The organism is Streptomyces violaceusniger Tu 4113, assembly GCF_000147815.2.
GTDB classification, from domain to species: Bacteria; Actinomycetota; Actinomycetes; order Streptomycetales; family Streptomycetaceae; genus Streptomyces; species Streptomyces violaceusniger_A.
In genome coordinates, this window is the sequence record NC_015957.1 from 9,166,690 (window position 1) to 9,192,321 (window position 25,632).

Sequence of the window (25,632 nt, forward strand, 5' to 3'; positions counted from 1 at the left end):
TGTGCTGCCGCGCTTCAGCCGTTGCCGAACCTCTTGTCGATGAAGTCGAAGAGGTCGTCGTCACTGACCTCTTCGAACGCGTCCGCCTCGGCGTCCGCCCCGGCGTCGTCCGCGGTGCGACGCACGTCGTTCCACTTCGCGAGCAGCGTCTGGAGGCGCACCGCGATGTTCGCATGCGCGGCCTCGTCCTCCGTCACCGATGCCAGATCCTCCGGCGTCAGCGAGGACAGGCTGTTCTCCAGCCGCTCCAGTTCCTCCAGTACGGACACTCCGGGGCCGTCGGCCTCCGGCGCCACTTCCTGACGCAGATGCCGCGCGAGCGCCACCGGTGTCGGGTAGTCGTAGACCAGCGTGGCCGTCAGCCGCAGCCCGGTGGCCGCGTTCAGCCGGTTCCGCAGTTCCACGGCCGTCAGCGAGTCGAAGCCCAGCTCCTTGAACGCCTGCTCGGCGCCCACCTGGTCCTTCGAGGCGTAGCCCAGCACGGCCGCCACCTGACGGCGGACCAGGTCCAGCGCGGTCAACTGCTGCTGGGCCTCCGACTGTCCGGCCAGCCGCTGAGCCAGCGTGCCGTCCCCGGTGTCCGCCACCGCCTCCGGGGCGGCGGGGCCGCCGGTCGCGGCGCGGCGCACGGGCGTGCGCACCAGGCCGCGGTAGAGCGGCAGCAGCTCCCCGGTGGCGGCGGCGGCGCGCAGCGTCGCCATCTCCAGCCGTACGGGCACGAGTACCGCCTCGTCGGCCACGGCGTGGGCCGCGTCGAACAGGGCGAGCCCCTCCTCGGCGGACAGCGGCAGCACCCCGCCGCGCGCCGCCCGCTGCTGGTCGGCCTCGCCGAGCCGGCCGCCCATGCCCCGCTCCTCGGCCCACATGCCCCACACCAGGGACAGTGCGGTACGGCCGGTGGCGCGGCGGTGGCCGGCGAGGGCGTCCAGGAAGACGTTCGCCGCCGCGTAGCCACCCTGACCCGCGCCGCCCAGCGTGCCGGCCGCGGCCGAGAAGAGCACGAAGGCGGACAGGTCCAGCTCGCGGGTCAGCTCGTGCAGGTTGACCGCCGCGTCGACCTTGGGCCGCAGCGCCGTGTCCACCCGCTCGGGCGTCAGCATGTCGATGACACCGTCGTCGAGGACGCCCGCGGTGTGTACCACGGCCGTCAGCGGACGGTCGGCCGGAATCGTGGCCAGCAGCCCGGCCAGCGCCTCCCGGTCGGCCGCGTCGCATGCGGCGACGGTGGCCTCTGCGCCCAACTCGCCAAGTTCCGCGACCAGTTCGGCCATACCGTCGGCGGCGGGGCCGCTGCGGCTGGTCAGCAGCAGATGGCGGACGCCGTAGGCGGTGGCCAGATGGCGGGCGAACAGCCTGCCCAGACCGCCGGTGGCGCCGGTGATCAGCACCGTGCCGTCCGGGTCGATGGCCTTGCCGGTGGGCCCGGTGGCCGTGCGGGTCGGGTCGGTGGCCGTGCCGGTCGGGTCGATGGCCTTCTTCCCCGACGTCTCGGCTGCCTGGGGCGTCTCGACCCTGGCCAGGCGCGGCGCGTACGCCGCCCCGGCGCGCAGCGCCAGCTCGGGCTCGCCCGAGTCCAGCGCCGCCGCGAGCGCCGGGTAGGACACCTCGCCGTCCACGTCCAGCAGCACGAACTGGCCCGGGTTCTCCGTCTGCGCCGAGCGCAGCAGACCCCACACCGGCGCGTGCACCAGGTCCGACACCGCCGGGTCAGCGGCGGCCGCGACCGCGCCACGCGTGACCACCACCAGCCGGGCCGAGCCGGGCCGGCCGCCGTTCAGCCACTCCTGGAGCAGGCCCAGGACGCGGTGGGTGGCCGTGTGCGCACCGGCGGCGAGGCCGCCCTCGGCGCCCGGCTCCGGCGGGAACGGCACCAGCACGGTGTCCGGCGCGGCCTCGCCCGCCTCGACCGCCGCGTTCAGCGAGACGAGGTCGTCGTGGACCGTGGCGCGGAACCCGGCCGTCTCCAAGGCCACGCTCAGCTTGAGCTCATCGCCGCCGATGACGGCGAAGCCCGCCGACGCGGTCTGCGAGGACGCCGTTGAGGGCTCCTTCGAGGGTGCCGCCACCGGTGCCCAGTCGATGCGGAACAGCGACTCATGGCGGTCGGAGGCGGTCGCACCGGCGATCCGGTCCACCTCCAGCGCCCCGGTCTCCAGCGCGTCGACCGACGCGACGAGCGCACCCGTCTCATCGGCCGCCACCATCGACACCGCGCCGTCCTCGGTCAGCGCCAGCCGTACGCGCAGCGCCTCGGCGCCGACCGCGTACAGGCTCACCCCGCGCCAGGAGCGCGCCACCGCGGCACCGCCCGCGCCCAGCGCGAGCGGCTGCAGCGCACCGTCCAGCAGGGCCGGGTGCAGGGCGAAGCGGGCGGCCTCGGGCTGCCGCTCCGCCGCGACCCGGACCTCGGCGAACAACTCCTCGCCACGCCGCCAGACGCGGCGCAGGCCCTGGAACGCGGGACCGTGCAGCAGCCCGGCGCGCGCCATGCTCGCGTACAGCTCGTCGGTGTCGACCGCTTCCGCGTCGGCGGGCGGCCACACGGACAGCGCCTCGGCACCGCCACCCGCCAGGGCCTCACCCGCCGGGGCAGCGCCCGCCAGGGCCTCGCCCGAGGCGAGCACACCGGCGGCGTGCCGGGTCCACGGCCGGTCGGCCTCCGCGCGCTCGTCCCGCGCGTACACGCCCAGCGGGCGACGCCCGTCGGTGTCCGGCTCGCCGACCGACACCCGCAGCCGCACCCCGCCGCGCTCCGGCAGGATCAGCGGCTCGTCCAGGGTCAGCTCCTCCAGCAGCGCACAGCCCACATGGTCCCCGGCCCGCACCGCCAGCTCCACGAACGCGGAGCCCGGCAGCACGGCCGTGTCCGCGACCGTGTGGTCCGCCAGCCACGTGTGCGAGGCGAGCGACAGCCGCCCGGAGAACACATAGGCGTCCGCGTCGGGCAGTTCCACCGCCGCGCCCAGCAGCGGGTGATCCGCCGAGCCGAGCCCCGCCGAGGCGACCTCGTCCAGGCTCAGCAGGGCCTCGACCCAGTAGCGGCTGCGCTGGAAGGCGTACGTCGGCAGCGCGACCTTCCGCGCGCCCGTACCGGCGAAGAACGCCTCCCAGTCCGGGGCCAGGCCACGGACGTACAGCCCGGCCAGCGCGCCGGTCAGCGCCTCGGCCTCCGGCCTGCCCTTGCGCAGCGCGGGCAGCAGCTCGGCCGCGTCGGGCTCGGCCAGGCAGTCCTGCGCCATGGCGGTGAGGACACCGTCGGGGCCCAGCTCCACGAAGGTGGTCACGCCCCGGGCTTCGAGGGTGCGGACACCATCGAGGAAGCGCACGGCCTCCCGGACGTGGCGCACCCAGAAGTCGGGGCTGGTGATCTCCTCGGCGGAGACCAGCTCGCCCGTCAGGTTGGACACGACGGGGATGCGCGGGGCCTCGTAGGTCAGCCCCTGCGCGATGTCGCGGAACGCCTCCACCATGCCGTCCATACGCGGCGAGTGGAACGCGTGGCTGACGGTGAGGCGCTTGGTCTTACGGCCCTGCGCCTCGAACGCCGCGGCGATCTCCAGAGCCGCGTCCTCATCACCCGCGACCACGACCGACGTCGGCCCGTTGAGCGCGGCGATCGACACCCGCTCGGTCAGCAGCGGCGCCACCTCGTCCTCGGACGCCTGGACTGCGATCATCACGCCACCGGCCGGAAGCTCCTGCATCAACCGTCCGCGGGCGGCCACCAGCTTCGCCGCGTCCGCGAGCGAGAACACGCCCGCCACATGCGCGGCGGCCAGCTCACCAATCGAATGGCCCGACAGGAAGTCCGCCTTCAGACCCCAGGTCTCCACCAGCCGGAACAGCGCCACCTCGATGGCGAACAGCGCGGGCTGGGTGAACCCGGTCCGGTCCAGTGCGGTGGCGTCGTCGCCGAACAGCACATCCCGCAGCGGCCGCTCCAGATGCGCGTCCAGGTGGGCGCACACCTCGTCCAGCGCGTCCGCGAACACCGGGAAGGTGTCATACAGCTCACGGCCCATGCCGAGCCGCTGGCTGCCCTGCCCGGTGAACAGGAACGCCACCTTGCCACCGGCCACCGAGCCCTCGACCAGGCCCGGCACCTCGGACTCGCCCCGCGCCAGCGCCGCGAGACCGGCCGACAGCCCGTCCCCGCTGTCCGCGGTGAGCACGGCCCGGTGGTCCAGGGCGGCGCGGGTCGTGGCGAGCGAGTAGGCCACATCGGTGGCGGCCGGTGCGGTCTCGCCGCGGAGGTGGGCCAGGAGCCGTTCGGCCTGGCCGCGTACGGCGGCCGGGGACTTGGCCGACAGCACCCACGGCACCGTCGGCAGCTCCACCGCCGGAGCGACGACGGGGGTCTCCGCAGGCTGCGGGGCCTGCTCCAGCAGGGTGTGCGCGTTGGTGCCGCTGATGCCGAACGCGGAGACCGCCGCCCGGCGCGGACGGCCGGTCTCCGGCCACTCCCGCGCCTCGGTCAGCAGCTCCAGCTCCCCGCCGGACCAGTCGACATGCGGCGTCGGCTCGTCCACGTGCAGGGTCGGCGGCAGCACACCGTGCCGCAGCGCCAGCACCATCTTCATCACTCCGGCGACACCGGCCGCGGCCTGCGTATGCCCGATGTTGGACTTGATGGAGCCGAGCAGCAGGGGCCGCTCGGGGTCCCGCTCCTGCCCGTAGGTGGCCAGCAGCGCCTGCGCCTCGATCGGGTCGCCCAGCGTCGTACCGGTGCCGTGCGCCTCGACCGCGTCCACCTCGGAGGCGGACAGACCCGCACCGGCCAGCGCCTGCCGGATCACCCGCTGCTGCGAGGGACCATTCGGCGCCGTCAGACCGTTGGACGCACCGTCCTGGTTGATCGCGGAGCCGCGGACGACCGCCAGCACCTCATGGCCATGGCGCTGGGCGTCCGACAGCCGCTCCACGAGCAGCATGCCCACGCCCTCGCCCCAACCGGTGCCATCCGCACCGGCCGCGAACGCCTTGATCCGCCCGTCCTCCGCCAGCCCACGCTGACGACTGAAGTCCACGAACGAACCCGGCGTCGACATCACCGTCACACCACCGGCCAACGCCAACGCGCACTCACCCGCCCGCAACGCCTGAATCGCCCAGTGCAACGCCACCAACGACGACGAACAGGCCGTATCCACCGTCACCGCCGGGCCCTCAAGACCCAGCGCATACGACACCCGACCCGACATCACACTGGCCGCGTTACCCGTCCCCATGAAGCCATCGCCGCCGTCCGGCGAGTGGAGGACGAGCGACATGTAGTCCTGGCCGTTGGTGCCCGCGAACACGCCGACCTGCCGGCCGCGCAGCGTCGTCGGGTCGATCCCGGCCCGCTCGAACGCCTCCCACGACGTCTCCAGCAGCAACCGCTGCTGCGGATCCATCGCGAGGGCCTCACGCGGCGAGATGCCGAAGAACGAGGCGTCGAAGTCCCCGGCGTCCGCCAGGAATCCGCCCTCGCGGACATAGCTGGTGTTCTCGGTGGCGGAGTCCGGGTCGTACAGCGCCTCCAGGTCCCAGCCACGGTCGGCCGGGAAGCCCGTCACCGCGTCCTGCCCGGAGACCAGCAGCCGCCACAGCTCCTCCGGCGAGCGCACGCCGCCCGGGAAGCGGCAGCTCATGCCGACGATCGCGATCGGATCGTCGGCTACGGCCACCGTCGTGGACGGCACACCCGCGACCGTCTCGGCCGCGCTCTCCTCGCCCAGGATCTCCGTACGGAGGTGGGCGGCGAGCGCCGAGGACGACGGGTAGTCGTACACCAGCGTGGGCGGCAGCCGCAGCCCGGTCACGGTGTTCATGCGGTTGCGCAGTTCGACGGCCGTCAGCGAGTCGAAGCCCAGATCCCGGAACGCCCGGTCCGCCTCCACCGCCTCCGCGTCGGAGTGGCCCAGCACATCGGCCACGGCCGAGCGCACCAGGTCCAGCAGCATCCGCTCGCGCTCGGCCGCCGGGACCCCCGCGAGCCACTGGGCCGGCGAGGACTCGTCCGCGCCGCCACCGGCCGCACGGGCCGTCCGCCCGCCCTCGGCCTCCAGCGCGGTACGCACCTCGGGCAGCTCCAGCAGCAGCGGGCTCGGCCGGGAGGCGGTGAAACCGGGGGCCAGCCGCTCCCAGTCGATGTCCGCGACCGTCACCGCGGCCTCGTCCAGATCCAGCGCGCGCTGCAGCGCGGCGATGGCCAGGTCCGCCGCCATCGGCGGCACACCGGCGCGGCGCATGCGCTGCGCCAGCGCGTCGTCCGCGGCCATCCCGCCCTCGGCCCACGGGCCCCAGGCCACCGAGGTGGCGGGCAGGCCCTCGGCCCGGCGGCGCTCGGCGAGCGCGTCCAGGAAGGCGTTCGCGGCCGCGTAGTTGGCCTGACCGGCGGCGCCGATCGAGCCCGCGAACGAGGAGAACAGGATGAAGGCCGTCAGGTCCAGGTCCCGTGTCAGCTCGTGCAGGTTGGCCGCGGCGTCGGCCTTGGCGCGCAGGACGGAGGCGAAGCGCTCGGGGGTCAGCGACTCCAGAACGCCGTCGTCCAGCACCCCGGCCGCGTGCACCACCGCCGTCAGCGGCAGTTCGGCCGGAAGCCCCGCCACCAGGGCGGCCATCGCCTCGCGGTCGGCGGCGTCGCAGGCCGCGACGGTGACCCGGGCGCCCGAGGCGGCGAGTTCGTCCCGCAGCTCGGCCGCACCGGGGGCGTCGAGGCCCCGGCGACTGGTGAGCACCACGTGTTCGGCGCCCTTGTCGATCAGCCAGCGGGCCACCTGCGCGCCCAGCGCGCCCGTACCGCCGGTCACCAGGACCGAGCCCGCGCCCGGCCGCCAGTCGCGGCCACGCTCGGTGGTGGCGGACCGGGTCAGCCGGCGGCCGAAGACGCCGGAGGCGCGCACCGCCACCTGGTCCTCGCCCGCGCCACCGGCCAGCACGCCCGCCAGCCGCGACAGCGCCCGGTCGTCCACCGTCTCCGGCAGATCGACGAGACCGCCCCACCGCTCGGCCAGTTCCAGGGCCGCGACCCGGCCCAGGCCCCAGACCCGGGCCTGCCACGGGTCCACCGGCCCGTCCGCCCGGCCGGTCGAGACCGCGCCGCGCGTGGCGACCCACAGCGGCGCGTCCACGCCCAGATCGCCCAGCGCCTGCGCCAGGGCGGCCGTGCGGACCAGCCCGTCGGCGCCCTCGGTGCTTTCGGTGCTTTCGGTGCCTTCGGCGAGGGCCGGGAGTGCGAACACCCCGGCCGGCGGAGCGTCGGCGACCGCCTCACGCAGCCGCTCGGCCATGCCCGTACGGTCCGTGGCGGCCAGCTCGACCCGCTGAACCTCGGCGCCGCGTGCGGACAGCGTCCGTACGACACCCTCGGCCAGCGTGCCGTCCGCCTCGTCAGCGGTGGTGACGACCAGCCAGCGGCCGGTCAGCGCCCCCTCGGCACGGGCGGCCACCGGCTTCCAGGTCACCTGGTAGCGCCAGGCGTCCACGGTGGACCGCTCGCCCTGGCGGCGGCGCCACGAGGACAGCATCGGCAGAACGGCGCCCAGCGAGGAGAGCGCGTCGGCGTCCTCGGACTGCAGCGTCCCGGCCAGGGCCTCCAGGTCCTCGCGCTCGACGGCCTCCCAGAACCGCGCGTCCACGGAATCCATGGCCGCGACGGCCTCGCGGACCTCCTCCGGGTCCTCCACCCAGAAGCGCTGCCGCTGGAAGGCGTAGGTCGGCAGCTCGATGGCGCGGGCTCCCGTACCGGCGAAGAACGCCGACCAGTCCAGGGCGAGCCCCCGGGTGTGCAGCGCGGCGAGGGCCGCCGTCAGCGCCCCCGGCTCGGTACGTCCCTTACGGAGCGCCGAGACGAAGGCGGCGGCATCGCCGGTGACGCACTCCTGGGCCATGGCGGTGAGGACACCGTCGGGGCCCAACTCGACGTAGGTGGTGACGCCCTGGGCTTCCAGCGTCCGGACGCCATTGAGGAAACGGACCGCTTCGCGGACGTGGCGCACCCAGAAGCCGGCGGTCGCGATCTCCTCGGCGGAGACGACGCCACCGGTGAGGTTGGAGACGATCGGGATGCGGGGGGCCTCGTAGGTCAGCCCCTCCACAACCTCACGGAACGCCTCCAGCATCCCGTCCATACGCGGCGAGTGGAACGCGTGACTGACCGTGAGGCGCCTGGTCTTCCGGCCCTGCGCCTCGAACGACGCCGCGATCTCCAGGGCCGCGTCCTCGTCGCCCGCGATGACCACGGAAGTGGGCCCATTGAGGGCGGCGATGCCGGCCCGCTCGGTCAGCAGCGGCAGCACCTCCTCCTCCGACGCCTGGACGGCGATCATCGCGCCACCGGCCGGAAGCTCCTGCATCAAACGGCCACGCGCGGCCACCAGCTTCGCCGCGTCGGCGAGCGAGAGCACCCCCGCCACATGCGCGGCGGCCAGCTCACCGATCGAATGCCCGGAGAGGAAGTCGGGCCGCAGCCCCCACGCCTCCACCAGCCGGAACAACGCCACCTCAACCGCGAACAACGCGGGCTGAGTGAACCCCGTCCGGTCCAGCGCCTCCGCATCGGCCCCGAACAGCACGTCCTTCAAAGGACGCTCAAGGTGCGCGTCCAGCTCCGCGCACACCGCGTCCAGCGCCTCCGCGAACACCGGATAGGCGTCGTACAGCTCACGCCCCATCCTCAGCCGCTGGCTCCCCTGCCCCGTGAACAGGAACGCCACCTTGCCGCCCTCGGCCACCGTCCCCTGGACCAGCCCCGCGGCCGACTCGCCGCGCGCCAGCGCCTCCAGGCCGGACAGCAGCCCGTCCCGGTCCTCGCCGACGACGACCGCGCGCCGCTCCAGCGCCGCCCGGCCCGTCGCCAGGGCGTGACCGACGTCCGTGGCGTCCAGGTCGGGGTGGGTGCCGAGGTGGGCGAGGAGCCGTTCGGCCTGGCCGCGGAGGGCGGCCTCGGACTTGCCCGAGAGCACCCACGGCACCGTCGGCAGCTCCGCCACCGGACCGGTCGCGGGGATCTCCTCGGGGGCCGGGGGCTGCTCGATGATCGTGTGCGCGTTGGTACCGCTCACGCCGAACGACGAGATGCCCGCCCGGCGCGGCCGGCCGAGCTCCGGCCACGGCCGGGCCTCGGTCAGCAGCTCGAGGTCGCCCGCCGACCAGTCCACATGCGGGGTGGGCTCGTCGATGTGCAGCGTCTGCGGGAGCACGCCGTGCCGCATCGCCATGATCATCTTGATGATGCCCGCGACACCCGCGGCGGCCTGGGTGTGGCCGATGTTGGACTTCAGCGAGCCGAGCCACAGGGGCTGCCCCTCCGGCCGGCTGCGGCCGTAGGTGGCGAGCAGGGCCTGGGCCTCGATCGGGTCGCCCAGCGTCGTGCCCGTGCCGTGCGCCTCCACCACATCGACATCGGCGGTGGTGAGCCGGGCGCTGGTCAGCGCGTCGCGGATGACGCGCTGCTGGGACGGGCCGTTGGGCGCCGTCAGACCGTTGGAAGCACCGTCCTGGTTGATGGCCGAGCCCCGCACGATCGCCAGGACGCGGTGTCCGTTGCGCCGCGCGTCCGAGAGCCGCTCGACGAGCAGCATGCCCGCGCCCTCGCCCCAGCCGGTGCCGTCCGCCGACGCCGCGAAGGACTTGCAGCGGCCGTCGGTGGACAGGCCCTGCTGGCGGCTGAAGTCGATGAACGTGTCCGGGGTGGCCATGACGGTCACACCACCGGCCAGCGCCAGCGAGCACTCGCCGTTGCGCAGCGCCTGCGCGGCCAGGTGCAGTGCCACCAGCGACGACGAGCACGCCGTGTCGATGGTGACCGCCGGGCCCTCGAGCCCGAAGGTGTACGCCACCCGGCCCGAGGCGATGGACCCCGCGCCGCCCGTGCCGAGGTAGCCCTCGAGTCCCTCGGGGACGGCGGTCAGCCGGGTCAGATAGTCGTGGTACATGACGCCCGCGAAGACACCGGTCTTGCTGCCGCGTACGGCCGCCGGGTCGATGCCCGCGCGCTCGAACGCCTCCCACGACGTCTCCAGCAGCAACCGCTGCTGCGGATCCATCGCCATGGCCTCGCGCGGGTTGATCCCGAAGAAGTCCGGGTCGAAGTCGGCGGCGTCGTGCAGGAAGCCGCCCTCGCGGGTGTAGCTGGTGCCCACCTGGTCGGGGTCGTCGCTGTAGAGCGCGTCGAGGTCCCAGCCACGGTCGGCGGGGAACGGGGAGATGGCGTCGGTGGCACCCGTGACGAGCTGCCACAACTCCTCGGGGGTGGTGACCCCGCCCGGGTAACGGCAGCTCATCCCGACGATGACGATCGGGTCGTCGTCGGTGGCGGCCGTGACCGGCACCGGCGTGTGCACCTCCGCCTGCTCCTCGCCCACCAGCTCGGTCCGCAGATGGCGGGCCAGGACCTGCGGGTCCGGATAGTCGAAGATGAGGGTCGCGGGCAGCCGTAGCCCGGTAACGGAGTTGAGCTGATTGCGCAGCTCCACGGCCGTGAGCGAGTCGAAGCCCAGGTCCTTGAACGCCCGCCCGGAGCCGATGGTCTCCGCACCCGCGTAGCCGAGTACGGTCGCCACCTGCGCCCGGACCAGGTCCAGCAGCAGCCGCTCCTGCTCCGCCGTGCTCAGCCCGGCGAGCCGCCCGGCCAGACCGGTCTCGCCGCCCGCCGCGACCGCGTCCACCGCGCGCCGCGCCGGGACCCGCACCAGACCGCGCAGCAGCGGCGAGATCGCGGGCTGGTTGCGCAGCGCCGCGAGGTCCAGCCGCATCGGCACCAGCGACGCCTCGTCGACGGTCAGCGCGGCGTCGAAGAGCCGCAGCCCCTCCGCCACCGGCAGCGGGGGCACTCCGGCCCGCCGCATCCGGGTGAGGTCGGCCTCGTCCAGGGTGTCGCCCATACCGCCACCGGCCCACAGGCCCCACGCCAGCGAGGTGGCCGGCAGGCCCTGGGCGGCGCGGTGCTGGGCAAGGGCGTCCAGGAAGACGTTGGCCGCCGCGTAGTTGCCCTGGCCGGGGCCGCCGAAGACGCCGGCGGCGGAGGAGAAGAGCACGAACGCCGAGAGGTCCTGGTCTCGGGTCAGCTCGTGCAGGTTCCAGGCGGCGTCCGCCTTCGGGCGCATGACGTTTTCGACGCGCTCGGGTGTCAGCGAGCCGATCACACCGTCGTCCAGCACACCGGCGGTATGCACGACGGCCGTGAGCGGATGGTCGGCGGGGATGGCGGCGAGGGTCGCGGCGAGCGCGTCCCGGTCCGCCACATCACACGCCGCCCAGCGCACGCTCGCGCCCAACTCGGCCAGTTCGGCGCCGAGTTCGGCCGCTCCCGGCGCCTGGTCGCCACGGCGGCTCACCAGCAGCAGATGCCGCACGCCACGCTCTGCCACCAGGTGGCGGGCGAACAGGCCGCCCAGCGAGCCGGACGCACCGGTGACCAGCACCATGCCGTCCGGGTTCCACTCCGGGGCCTCGCTGTCGGCCGACGACGCGGCGCGGGCCAGGCGTGGCGTCTTGAGGACGCCCTGGCGCACCGCGACCTCGGGCTCGCCGCTTGCGAGGGCTGCGGACAGTGCGGGCAGCGCGGTCTGCGAGTCGTCGGGGCTGTCGACGTCGATCAGGAGGAGCCTGTCCGGGTTCTCGGACTGCGCGGAACGCACCAGACCGCGTACGGCGGCGCCCGCGAGGTCCGTCACCGGTTCGGCGGCCTCGGTGGCCACGGTCCCTGAGGTCAGCAGGACCAGACGTGAGTCCATGAAGCGGTCATCCGCCAGCCAGGACTGGAGGAGGTGGAGGGCTTGGGTGGTGGCGTGGTGTGCGGCTCGGGTGGGGGTTTCCCCTATCCCGCCCCTTCCCGCAACCATGGGCTCCGCCCCTGGACCCCGGTCCTCAAACGCCGGACGAGCTGGGTCTGCCGCGCCCGGACGCCCTTCGGGCGTGTCCTCAATCGCCGGACGGGCTTGATTTGCCGCACCTCGGCCTTCAAGTGCCGCGTCTACATGGGCTTGATTTGCCAGGTCGACCACGACGTACTCCGGCAGCGCCGTTCCGGAATCGACGGCCTCGCTCAGCGCGGCCAGGTCCGGGTATGCGGCGAGGCCCAGGGTGTCCGTGCCCAGTGCCGCCCAGCGGCCGTCGATCGTGGCTGCGTCCACCAGCCCGGCCGTCGTCCACTCCACGCGGTACAGCGACTCGTGGTAGGCCGTCCGCGCGCTCTGCAACTGCTCGGCCGAGACCGGGCGCAGCACCAGCGAGTCCACGGCCGCGACCGGGGCGCCCGTGGCGTCCGCGATCTCCAGCCGGACGCCGTCGCCGCCCACGGCGGCCATCCGCACCCGCAGCGTGGCCGCGCCGCTCGCGTACAGCGACACCCCGGTCCAGGCGAACGGCAGCCGCCCCTCGGTCTCGGTGCCGCCGAGCCCGGCCAGGCCGAGCGCGTGCAGCGCGGCGTCCAGCAGCGCCGGGTGCAGCCCGAACGCGGCGGCCTCCTCGGCCGTGCCCTCGTCCAGCGCCACCTCGGCGAACACCTCGCCGCCGCGCCGCCATGCCTTGCGCAGCCCCTGGAACGCGGGGCCGTACGCGAAGCCGACGTCCCGCAGCTCGGCGTAACGGTCGCCGACCTCCACCTCGGCGGCGTCCGCCGGAGGCCATGCGGTCAGCTCGAACGACGCCTCCGGCGCATCGCCGGACGCCAGGACACCGGACGCATGCCGGGTCCACGGCTCCTCGGCCGGCAGATGCTCGGCCCGGGAGTGCAGCTCCAGCGGGCGGCGGCCGGTGTCATCGGCCGCGCCGACCCACAGCCGTAGCTGGACGCCCCCGTCCTCGGCCAGCACCAGCGGCGCTTCGAGGGTCAGCTCCTCCAGCACCTCGCAGCCGACCTGGTCACCGGCCCGGACCGCCAGCTCCACGAACGCGGTGCCCGGCAGCAGCACGGTGTCCATGATCGTGTGATCGGCGAGCCACGGGTGCGTGGACAGCGCCAGCCGCCCGGTGAACAACATCCCGTCCGCGCTGGGCAGTTCGGCACTGGCGCCGAGCAGCGGATGCCCGGCCTCGCCCAGCCCGACCGCGGCCACATCGCCGAGGAACAGCGACGAGACCTTCGGCCAGTAGCGCTGCCGCTGGAAGGCATACGTGGGCAGCTCGGCCAGCTCGTCCGGCGCCAGTCGGGTGGCGCCGGTCCCGGCGTAGAAGGCCGCCCAGTCCACCGCCACACCGCGCACGTGCGCCCGGGCGATGGCCGTGGTCAGCGCCTCGGCCTCGGGACGGTCCTTGCGCAGCACGGAGACGAACGCGGTGTCCGACGCGGCGTCGGTCACACACTCCTGCGCCATCGCGGTCAGGACACCGTCGGGGCCCAGCTCGATGAAGGTGGTGACGTTGCGCGCTTCGAGAGTGCGGATGCCGTCCAGGAAGCGGACGGCCTCGCGGACGTGGCGCACCCAGAAGTCGGCGGTCGTGATCTCCTCCGCGGAGACCACGTTCCCGGTCAGGTTGGAGACGATCGGGATGCGCGGGGCCTCGTACGTCAGCCCCTCCGCCACCTCGCGGAACGCCTCCAGCATCCCGTCCATACGCGGGGAATGGAACGCGTGGCTGACCGTGAGCCGCTTGGTCTTCCGACCCTGCGCCTCGAAACCGGCCGCGATCTCCAGCGCCGCATCCTCATCACCGGCGATCACGACCGACGTCGGCCCGTTGAGCGCGGCGATCGACACCCGCTCGGTCAGCAGCGGTGCGACCTCGTCCTCCGAAGCCTGCACCGCGATCATCGCGCCACCGGCCGGAAGCTCCTGCATCAACCGCCCACGCGCCGCCACCAGCTTCGACACATCCGCCAGCGACAACACACCCGCCACATGCGCGGCAGCCAACTCACCAATCGAATGCCCCGACACGAAGTCCGCACGCAGACCCCACGCCTCCACCAACCGGAACAACGCCACCTCAACCGCGAACAACGCAGGCTGAGTGAACCCCGTCTGATCCAGCGCGTCCGCGTCCTCCCCGAACAGCACCGTCTTCAACGGCCGTTCCAGATGCGCGTCCAGCTCATCGCAGACCGCGTCCAGCGCCTCCGCGAAGGCCGGGTAGGCGTCGTACAGCTCACGGCCCATGCCGAGCCGCTGGCTGCCCTGCCCCGTGAACAGGAACGCCACCCGGCCACCGGCCACCGAACCCTGAACGAGCCCCGCCGCCGTCCGCCCCTCGGCGAGCGCCGCCAGGCCGGACAGCAGCCCGTCCCGGTCCTCGGCGACCAGCGCCGCGCGCTCCTCGAACGCCGAGCGGCCCACGGCGAGCGCATAGCCGAGGTCAGCCGTCCGCAGCTCGGTCCGCTCGGTCAGGTGGCCGTGGAGCTGCTGGGCCTGCTCGCGCAGCCCGTCCGCCGTCCGGGCCGAGAGCAGCAGCGGCAGGGCCGCCCCGCCCTCATCAGCGGACTCAACGGTCTCAACAACCTCAGCCGCCGGGGCCTCTTCCACCACGGCGTGGGCATTGGTGCCGCTGAAGCCGAAGGAGGAGATGCCCGCGCGGCGCGGATGGCCGGTCTCCGGCCATGCCACCTGCTCCGTCAGCAGGCTGATGTCGCCCGCCGACCAGTCGACATGCGGGGTGGGCTCGTCCACGTGCAGTGTGCGCGGGAGCACCCCGTGCCGCATGGCGAGGACCATCTTCATCACACCGGCGACACCGGCCGCGGCCTGCGTGTGCCCGATGTTGGACTTGATGGAGCCGAGCAGCAGTGGCTGCCCTTCCGTCCGGTCCTGGCCGTACGTGGCGAGCAGCGCCTGTGCCTCGATCGGGTCGCCCAGCCGGGTGCCCGTGCCGTGTGCCTCGACCGCGTCCACCTCGGACGCCGAAAGACCCGCACCCGCCAGCGCCTGCCGGATCACCCGCTGCTGTGACGGGCCGTTCGGCGCCGTCAGACCGTTCGACGCACCGTCCTGGTTGACGGCCGTGCCGCGCACGAGCGCGAGCACCGGGTGGCCGTTACGCCGGGCATCCGACAGCCGCTCCACGAGCAGCATGCCGACGCCCTCGCCCCAGCCGGTGCCGTCCGCACCGGCCGCGAACGCCTTGATCCGGCCGTCCTCCGCGAGCCCGCGCTGACGGCTGAAGTCCACGAACACACCGGGCGTCGACATTACGGTCACACCGCCCGCGAGCGCGATCGAGCACTCACCGCCGCGCAGCGCCTGGATCGCCGAGTGGAGGGCGACCAGCGAGGAGGAGCAGGCGGTGTCGATGGTGACCGCGGGGCCTTCGAGACCGAAGGTGTAGGCGAGCCGGCCCGAGATCACGCTGGCCGCGTTGCCCGTGCCCATATGGCCTTCGAGGCCCTGCGAGTCGCTCAGCAGGAGGGACAGATAGTCCTGGCCGTTGGTGCCGACGAAGACACCGGCGGTGGAGCCGCGCAGGGAAGCGGGGTCGATCCCGGCCCGCTCGAACGCCTCCCAGGAGGTTTCCAGCAGCAGCCGCTGCTGCGGGTCCATGGCAAGTGCCTCGCGGGGCGAGATGCCGAAGAACGCGGGGTCGAAGTCGGCCGCGTCGCGCAGGAATCCGCCCTCGCGGGCGTATGAGGTGCCCTCGACGTCCGGGTCCGGGTTGTAGAGCGTCCGGAGGTCCCAGCCGCGGTCGGCGGGCATGTCCACGATGGCGTCCGTGCCGGACACCAGCAGTTGCCACAGCTCCTCGGGGGTGCGGACACCGCCCGGGAAGCGGCAGCTCATCGCGACGATCGCGATCGGATCGTCGGCGTCCGCCGCGCCCGCCACCGGCGACGCGCCGCCCGTGACGGCCGCCACCTGTCCGCCGAGCAGTTCGGCGAAGAGGTGGTCGGCGAGGGCGAGCGGCGTCGGGTAGTCGTAGATGAGGGTGGCGGGGAGCCGCAGATCGGTGGCGGCGCCCAGGCCGTTGCGCAGTTCGACGGCGGTGAGGGAGTCGAAGCCGATCTCACGGAAGGCCCGTTCGGCGCTGATGTCGGACACATCGGCGTGGCCGAGGACCTCCGCCACATGGGTCCGTACGAGATCCAGCAGCGCCCGGTGGCGCTCCGCCTCGGGCAGGCCGAGGAGCCGTCGCGCGAGCGCGGAGGCCGTCTCGACCGGCGCGGTCTCGCCGGTCGCGGTGGCGGCGGCGGCGCGCGTGGCGGCCTGGCGCACCTCGGGCAGGTCGGCCAGCAGGGGGCTGGGGCGGCCCGCGGTGAAGCCCGGGGCGAACCGGTCCCAGTCGACATCCGCCACGGTCACGGCCGCGTCGCCCAGGTCGAGGGCGCGCTGCAGGGCGTCGATCGCGAGATCGGCGTCCATCGGCGGCATCCCGGCGCGGCGCATGCGCTGCTCCAGCGCCTCGTCGGCGGCCATGCCGCCCGCGGCCCACGGGCCCCAGGCGATCGAGGTGGCGGGCAGCCCCTCGGCGCGCCGCCGCTGGGCGAGCGCGTCCAGGAAGGCGTTCGCGGCGGCGTAGTTGGCCTGGCCCGCGGCGCCCACGGTGCCGCTGGTCGAGGAGAACAGCACGAACGCGGACAGGTCAAGATCGCGCGTCAGCTCGTCCAGAGCGAGCGCGGCGTCGGCCTTCGCACGCAGCACGGAGGCGAAGCGCTCGGGGGTCAGCGACTCCAGAATGCCGTCGTCCAGCACCCCGGCCGCGTGCACCACGGCCGTCAACGGCAGCTCGGCGGGGAGGTCGGCCAGCAGCCCGGCCAGCGCCTCCCGGTCGGCCACATCGCAGGCGGCGACCGTGATCCGGGCGCCGGAGGCGGCGAGTTCATCGCGCAGCTCGGCCGCGCCCGGGGCGTCGAGGCCCCGGCGGCTCGTGAGCACCACGTGCTCGGCGCCCTTGTCGATCAGCCAACGGGCCACCTGGCCGCCCAGCGCGCCCGTACCGCCCGTCACCAGCACCGTGCCGCGAGCGCTCCAGCCCTCGGCCTCCGCCACCTGCCGTGCGGTCGCCCGCGCCAGCCGGCGGCCGAACACCCCGGAGGCGCGGACGGCGATCTGGTCCTCGTCCCCGGCCCCGGCGAGCACCACCGCGAGCCGCGACAGCACCCGGTCGGTCAGGGTCTCGGGGAGGTCGATCAGACCGCCCCAGCGGTCGGGCAGCTCCAGGGCCGCCACCCGGCCAAGACCCCACACCTGGGCGCGGGCCGGTTCCACCAGCTCGCCCTGACGCCCCGTCGAGACCGCGCCCCGGGTGGCACACCACAGCGGCGCGTCGATCGCGGCGTCGCCCATGGCCTGCACGAGGGCGGCCGTGGGCAGCAGGGCGTCGGCGTCCCCGGTGGCCAGCAGCGAGAGCACACCGGACACGGCGCCACCGTCGGCCGCCGTACGCAGCCGCTCGGCGATGCCCGCGCGGTCCTCGGCGGCCAGGTCGAGCCGCCGCACCTCGGCGCCCCGCTCGGTCAGCGTACGGACAACACCGTCCGTCCACGCGTCGGCGGCGGCGTCCTCGGCGGGGGCGGCGACCAGCCACACCCCGGACAGCCGGGCCGCGGAGCCCAGCGACAGCGGCTTCCACGCCACCTGGTAGCGCCAGCCGTCGACACCGGCGGCTGCCCGGCTCGCCACCGGCTCCTCGGGCCAGTAGCGACGGTGCTGGAAGGCGTACGTCGGCAGGTCGACGCGGTGGGCGCCGGTCCCGGCGAAGTACGCGGCCCAGTCCGGCGCCACGCCCCGCACATACGCGCGGGCCACGGCCTTGGTCAGCGCCTCGGCCTCGGGCCGGTCCTTGCGCAGCGCGGAGACGAACGCGGCATTGCCACCGGTGACGCACTCCTGCGCCATCGCGGTGAGGACGCCATCGGGGCCCAGCTCGACGAAGGTCGTCACGCCCCGGGCTTCCAACGTCCGCACACCATCGAGGAAGCGAACGGCCTCGCGGACGTGGCGCACCCAGAAGTCGGCGCTGGTGATCTCCTCGGCGGAGGCGACCGCGCCGGTGAGGTTGGAGACGATCGGGATACGCGGGGCCTCGTACGTCAGCCCCTCCGCAACCTCGCGGAACGCGTCCAACATCCCGTCCATGCGCGGCGAATGGAAGGCGTGGCTGACCGTGAGCCGCTTGGTCTTACGACCCTGCGCCTCGAAGCCCGCCGCAATCGCGACAGCCTCGTCCTCATCACCCGCGATGACGACCGAAGTGGGCCCGTTGAGCGCGGCGATCGACACCCGCTCGGTCAGCAGCGGCGTGACCTCGTCCTCCGACGCCTGGACAGCGATCATCGCGCCGCCAGCGGGCAGCTCCTGCATCAGACGGCCACGCGCCGCCACCAGCTTCGCCGCATCCGCGAGCGACAACACACCCGCCACATGCGCGGCGGCCAACTCACCGATCGAGTGTCCCGACAGATAGCCGGGCCGCAGTCCGCACGCCTCGACCAGCCGGAACAACGCCACCTCGACCGCGAACAAAGCGGGCTGAGTGAAGCCGGTCTGATCCAGCGCCTCGGCGTCCTCGCCGAACACCACCGTCTTCAACGGCCGTTCCAGATACGCGTCCAGCTCCGCGCACACCGCGTCCAGCGCCTCCGCGAACACCGGATAGGCGTCGTACAGCTCACGCCCCATCCCCAGCCGCTGACTCCCCTGCCCCGTGAACAGGAACGCCAGCTCACCCTCGGCGACCGCCCCCTCGACCAGCCCCGGCGCGGACTCGCCCCGCGCCAGCGCGTCGAGGCCGCGCAGCAGGTCGTCCCGACCGTCCGCGACCAGCACCGCGCGGTGGTCGAGCGCGGCGCGGCCGGTGACCAGGGTGTGGGCGACGTCGGCCGGTGCGAGGTCGGGGTGCGCGGTCAGATGGGCGTAGAGCCGCTCGGCCTGGGCCCGCAGGGCGTCGCTGCCCTTGGCGGAGAGCGCGTACGGCAGCACATCGGAGCCGCCCGGCGCGGCCTCCGCCACCGGTTCGGCCGTGTCGGCCGGGGCCTGCTCGATGATGGTGTGGGCGTTGGTGCCGCTGATACCGAACGAGGACACGGCGGCGCGGCGCGCCCGGCCGGTCTCGGGCCACTCCTGCGCCCGCGTCAGCAGCGCGATATCACCGGCCGTCCAGTCGACGTGCGGCGACGGCTCGTCCACATGCAGCGTCTGCGGCAGCACACCGTGCCGCATCGCCATCACCATCTTGATGATTCCGGCGACACCGGCCGCCGCCTGGGAGTGGCCGATGTTGGACTTGATGGAGCCGAGCCACAACGGCCGGTCCGCGTCCCGCTCCTGACCGTAGGTGGCCAGCAGCGCCTGCGCCTCGATCGGATCGCCCAGCGTCGTACCCGTGCCGTGCGCCTCGACGACATCCACATCGCCGCTGGTCAGCCCGGCGCTGGTCAGCGCCTTGCGGATGACGCGCTGCTGGGACGGGCCGTTCGGCGCCGTCAGTCCATTGCTCGCACCATCCTGGTTGACGGCCGAGCCGCGCACGACGGCCAGCACCTGGTGGCCGTGGCGCCGCGCGTCCGACAGCCGCTCCACGAGCAGCATGCCGACGCCCTCGCCCCAGCCGGTGCCGTCCGCACCCGCCGCGAACGCCTTGCAGCGGCCGTCGGCGGCCAGGCCGCCCTGGCGGCCGAACTCGGTGAAGTGGCCGGGCGTCGTCATCACGGTGACACCGCCCGCGAGCGCCATCGTGCACTCGCCCTGGCGCAGCGCCTGGATCGCCCAGTGCAGCGCCACCAGCGACGACGAGCAGGCCGTGTCGACGGTGACCGCCGGGCCCTCCAGACCGAGGGCGTAGGCGATACGGCCGGACATGACGCTGCCCGCGTTGCCCGTCATCACATGGCCCGCGACCTCCGCGCCGGCCTGCTCCAGGCCCGCGTCGTAGCCGCTGTAGGCCGCGCCCACGAACACGCCGACCGAGCGGCCACGGAGCGAGTCCGGGTCGATCCCGGCGCGCTCGAACACCTCCCAGGACGTCTCCAGCAGCAGCCGCTGCTGCGGGTCCATCGCGAGCGCCTCACGCGGCGAGATGCCGAAGAACGAGGCGTCGAAGAGGTCCGCGTCGTGCAGGAAGCCACCGGCGCGGGCGTAGTCGGACGGGGCCGCGTCGGCCTCGTCGCCTTCCGCCGCCCACTGGCTCTCCCAGTTGCGGTTGACGGGGAAGCCGGTGATGGCGTCCGAGCCGGTGGCCACGAGCTGCCACAGGTCCTCGGGCGAGCGGACGTCGCCGGGGTAGCGGCAGCCCATCGCGACGATGGCGATCGGGTCGTCGGCGAGGGAGGCGGCGGTCGCGGGGAACGCCGGGTCCGCCTGCTCGGCCGCGGCCTCGTGGTCGTCCGGGCCGAGGAGTTCGGCGCGCAGATGGTCGGCGAGGACGGTGGGGTTCGGGTGGTCGAAGACGATCGTGGAGGGCAGCTTGAGCCCGGTGGCGGCGGAGAGCCGGTTGCGCAGTTCGACGGCGGTGAGCGAGTCGAAGCCCAGCTCCTTGAAGGCGCGGCGGGCCTCGATGGCGTCGGCGGAGGCGTGGCCGAGGGCCGTGGCCACATGGCCGCGGACGAGGTCGAGCAGCGTCCGGCGGCGCTCGTTCGGGGAGAGCGTGCGCAGCCGCTGGGCGAGGGACGAACCGGCGGCGGGCGCGCCCGCGGCGGTGCGCCGGCCGGTCGTGCGGATCAGCCCGCGCAGCAGCGCCGGGACCGGGCCGGATCCGGCGGCGGAACGCAGCGCCGCGAGGTCGAGCCGGGCCGGGATCAGCAGGGTCCGGCCGGTGCGGCGGGCGGCGTCGAAGAGCGCCATGCCCTCGTCGTCGGTGAGGGCGCCCATGCCGCTGCGGGCGAGCCGCAGCAGATCGGTCTCGGTCAGCTCGCCGGTGATACCGCCGGACTGGGCCCACAGGCCCCACACCAGCGAGGTGGCGGGCAGGCCCGTCGCGTGGCGGTGGGCGGCGAGCGCGTCGAGGAAGACGTTGGCCGCGGCGTAGTTGGCCTGGCCCGCACCGCCCAGCGTGCCCGCGATGGCGGAGAACAGCACGAACGCGGACAGGTCGAGACCGCGGGTCAGCTCGTGCAGATTCCAGGCCGCGTCCACCTTCGGACGCAGCACCCGCTCGAGCTGCTCGGGCGTCAGGGCGGCGGCCGTGCCGTCGTCCAGCACACCGGCGGTGTGCACGACGGCCGTCAGCGGATGCTCGGCCGGGATGGCGGCCAGGGTCGCGGCGAGGGCGTCGCGGTCCGCGGCGTCGCAGGCGGCGAGGGTGATCTCGGCGCCGTGCTCGCGGAGTTCGGCGGCCAGCTCGGTGGCGCCGTCGGCGTCCGCGCCACGGCGGCTGGTCAGCAGGAGGTGGCGTACGCCGTGCTCGGCGACCAGGTGGCGGGCGAGCAGACGGCCCAGGGCGCCGGTGCCGCCGGTGATGAGCACGGTGCCGTCGGCGTCGAACGCCGGGGCGGCGGCCACGGAGCCGTCGTCCCGGGCCTGGGCCGAGCCCGGGGCCGAACCGGAGCCCGGAGTCAGGGCCGAGCCCGGGGCCGAACCGGAGCCCGGGGCCGGCGCCGAGGCGCGGGCCAGCCGGGGCGCGAGGGCCCGGCCCGCGCGCAGGGCGAGCTCCGGCTCCCCGGTGGCGAGGGCGTCGGAGAGCGCGTCGACGGAGGTGTCGACGGTCTCTTCGAGGTCGACCAGGACGAAGCGGCCGGGGTTCTCGGTCTCGGCGGAGCGCACCAGACCCCACAGGGGCGCGTGCACCAGATCGGTGACGCCCTCCTCGGCGTCGGCGGCCATCGCGCCCCGGGTGACGACCACCAGGCGCGCGTCGGCGAACCGCTCATCGGCCAGCCAGCCCTGCACCAGGGCCAGCGCACGCCGTGCCTCCCGGTGCGCGGCCCCGGCCACGTCCTCGTCCGGGCCGCTGGGTGCGGGAGCGAAGGACGCGAGGACGAGTTCCGGGGCGGCGGTGTCGCCCACCTCGACGGACGCACCCAGCGCGGCCAGCTCGGCGACGGAGGCGGCGGCCACCGCGGCCGGGACGAGACCGAACGGGTCCTCGCCCAGGACGACACGGCGGGTGGCGGCATCCGGACCGGCGGAGGTGGTCTGCGGGGCCACCCAGTCGAGCCGGAACAGGCTCTGCCGCGCCACGTCCGCGTCGCCGGTGAGGTCGTCGGGGAGTGGACGGCAGCGCAGTCCGTCGATGGCGGCGACCGGCTCGCCCGTGGCGTCGGCGAGCGCCAGGGTCACGGTGTCGGCTCCGGCGGGCGCGATCCGTACGCGCAGCGCGGACGCGCCCTCCGCGTACAGGCGGACGCCCTGCCAGACATCGGTCAGTTGGGCACCCTCGCGGCCGTGGAGAGCGTGCAGGGCGGCGTCCAGCAGCGCCGGGTGTACGGCGAACTCTCCGGCGCCGGGCTTGACGTCGTCGTCCAGCCGGACCTCGGCGAAGAGTTCGTCCCCGCGCCGCCAGGCGGCCGTGAGCCCCTGGAACCCCGGGCCGTGCCGCAGCCCGGCCTCGGCCAGCCGGGCGTAGAGCCCCTCGGGCTCGATGGCCTCGGCGGCGGTCGGCGGCCACTCGGCCAGGTCGAACGACGGGCCGGGGGCGCCGGAGGCGAGCACACCGCTCGCGTTCCGCACCCACGCCGTGTCGGCGGCGGCGTCCTCCGGACGGGAGGAGACGGTGAACGAACGACGCCCGGCGTCGTCCGGGACACCGACCGTGAGCTGCAGCCGGACGCCACCGCGTGCGGGCAGCACCAGCGGGGCGTGCAGGGTCAGCTCGTCGAGCAGATCGCAACCGACCTGGTCACCGGCCCGGACGGCAAGCTCCACGAACGCCGGGCCCGGGACCACCACCGCATCCCGGACCGTGTGATCGGCCAGCCACGGATGGGTGTCGAGGCCAAGTCGTCCCGTGAAGACGAGTCCATCGGACTCCGCCAGCGGCACCGCCGCACCCAGCAGCGGATGCCCGGCCAACTCCAGTCCCACGGAGGCCACATCACCGACGGATGCCGCACCCGGCTCCAGCCAGAACCGCTCATGCTGGAAGGCGTACGTCGGCAGGTCGACCCGAACCGCGCCGGTCCCGGCGAAGTACGCGGCCCAGTCCGGCGCCACACCACGGACGTGGGCCCGGGCGATGGCCGTGGTCAGCGCCTCGGCCTCGGGGCGGTCCTTGCGCAGCGCGGAGATGAACGCGGCGTCCTCGCCGGTCGCGCAGTCCTGGGCCATGGCGGTGAGAACACCGTCGGGGCCCAGCTCGACGAAGGTGGAGACGTTCTGCGCCTCGAGCGTCCGTATGCCATCGAGGAAGCGGACGGCCTCGCGGACGTGGCGGACCCAGAAGTCGGGGCTCGTGATCTCCTCGGGGGAGACCACGTTCCCGGTGAGGTTGGAGACGATCGGGATGCGCGGGGCCTCGTACGTCAGCCCCTGCGCGACCTCGCGGAACGCGTCCACCATGCCGTCCATACGCGGCGAGTGGAACGCGTGGCTGACCGTGAGCCGCTTGGTCTTGCGACCCTGCGCCTCGAACGAGGCGGCAATCTCCAGCGCCGCGTCCTCGTCACCAGCGATGACCACCGACGTCGGGCCGTTGAGTGCGGCAATCGACACCCGCTCGGTGAGCAGCGGCGTCACCTCGTCCTCCGACGCCTGCACCGCGACCATCGCGCCACCGGCCGGAAGCTCCTGCATCAACCGCCCACGAGCCGCCACCAGCTTCGCCGCATCCGCCAGCGACAACACACCCGCCACATGCGCCGCAGCCAACTCACCAATCGAGTGACCCGACAGGAAGTCCGGCTTCAGACCCCACGCCTCAACGAGACGGAACAGCGCCACCTCGACCGCGAACAAAGCGGGCTGAGTGACCCCCGTCTGGTCCAGCGCCGCAGCGTCGTCCCCGAACAACACATCCCGCAGCGGCCGCTCCAGATGCCCGTCCAGCTCCGCACACACCGCGTCCAGCGCCTCGGCGAACACCGGATACGCCTGGCAGAGCTCACGCCCCAGCCCCAGCCGCTGGCTGCCCTGCCCCGTGAACAGGAACGCCACCTTGCCACCGGCCACCGAGCCCTCGACCACACCCGGCGCACCACGACCCTCGACCAACGCACCCAAACAGGCCAGCAGCCCGTCCCGGTCCTCGGCCACCACCACCGCACGGTGTTCAAAGGCGGACCGCCCGGTCGCCAGCGAGAACCCCACATCCACCGGACGCAGCTCGCCACGCGCCTCCACATGCGCCACCAGCCGCTCGGCCTGGTCCCGCAGCGCGCCCGCACCCCGCCCCGACAGCACCCACGGCACCACAGCCGGAGCCGTCACAGGAGCCGAAGCAGCCTCCGCCGCTTCGGCCTCCGGCGCCTGCTCGATGACGGTGTGGACGTTGGTCCCGCTCACCCCGAAGGACGAGACGCCCGCCCGGCGCGGCCGGCCGGTCTCGGGCCACGGCCGCGCCTCGGTCAGCAGGGACACCTCTCCCGCCGACCAGTCGACATGCGGGGTGGGCTCGTCCACGTGCAGCGTCTGCGGCAGCACCCCGTGCCGCATCGCCATGACCATCTTGATGACGCCGCCGATACCGGCGACGTTCTGGGTGTGACCGAGGTTCGACTTCAGCGAGCCGAGCCAGAGCGGCCGTCCGTCCGGCCGCTCCTTGCCGTAGGTGGACAGGAGGGCCTGTGCCTCGATGGGGTCGCCCAGCGTGGTGCCCGTGCCATGGGCCTCCACCGCGTCCACGTCGGCGGGGGTGAGACGGGCGTTCTCCAGGGCCTGCCGGATGACGCGCCGCTGTGAGGGGCCGTTCGGCGCGGTCAGGCCGTTGGACGCGCCGTCCTGGTTCACGGCGCTGCCGCGCACCACCGCGAGCACCGGGTGGCCGTTGCGCCGCGCGTCCGACAGCCGCTCGACCAGCAGCACCGCGACACCCTCGGACCAGCCGGTGCCGTCCGCCGAGGCCGCGAAGGACTTGCAGCGGCCGTCGGCGGAGAGGCCGCGCTGACGGCTGAACTCCACGAACACATCCGGGGAGGACAGCACGGTCGCGCCCGCCGCAAGGGCCAGCGAGCACTCGCTCTGGCGCAGCGCCTGGACCGCCAGGTGCAGCGCGACCGAGGAGGACGAGCAGGCGGTGTCGATGGTGGCCGCCGGACCCTCCAGGCCGAAGGCGTACGAGAGCCGACCGGACGCGACGCTGGAGGCGGTGCCGGTGAGCAGATGGCCCTCGACACCCTCCGGGAGGTCGTACTCCCCCGCCCCGTACGCCTGCGTGGACGCGCCGACGAACACGCCGGTGCGCGAGCCCCGCATCGTGTCCGGGTCGATCCCGGCCCGCTCGAACGCCTCCCAGGAGGTCTCCAGCAGCAGCCGCTGCTGCGGGTCCATCGCGAGCGCTTCACGCGGCGAGATCCCGAAGAAGCCCGGGTCGAACCGGCTCGCGTCGTACAGGAAGCCGCCCCCGCGGGCGTAGAACGTGCCCTCGCGCTCCGGGTCCGGGTCGTACAGCGCCTCGATGTCCCAGCCGCGGTCGGTGGGGAAGCCGGAGATGGCGTCCTGGCCGTCCGCGACGAGCCGCCACAGCTCCTCGGGGCTGCCGACGCCGCCGGGGAACCGGCAGCTCATGCCGACGATCGCGATCGGTTCCCGGGACGCGTCGGTGAGCTGCTGGTTCTGCTTCCGCAGCCGCTCGGTTTCCTTCAGCGAGGCCCGCAGCGCGTCAACGAGCTTTTCGTTGGGGGTTGTCATC

Annotated in this window: 1 protein-coding gene; it reads right to left on the bottom strand. The window is 74.1% G+C overall.

Annotated features, from left to right (window positions below; translation table 11 throughout):
• Positions 1–14: 14 nt before the first annotated feature.
• Positions 15–25,631 carry a type I polyketide synthase gene (locus tag STRVI_RS53845; protein WP_014060789.1) on the bottom strand — a complete coding sequence of 8,539 codons (25,617 nt, stop codon included), beginning with the start codon at positions 25,629–25,631 and terminating at the stop codon, positions 15–17.
• Position 25,632: the final 1 nt, after the last annotated feature.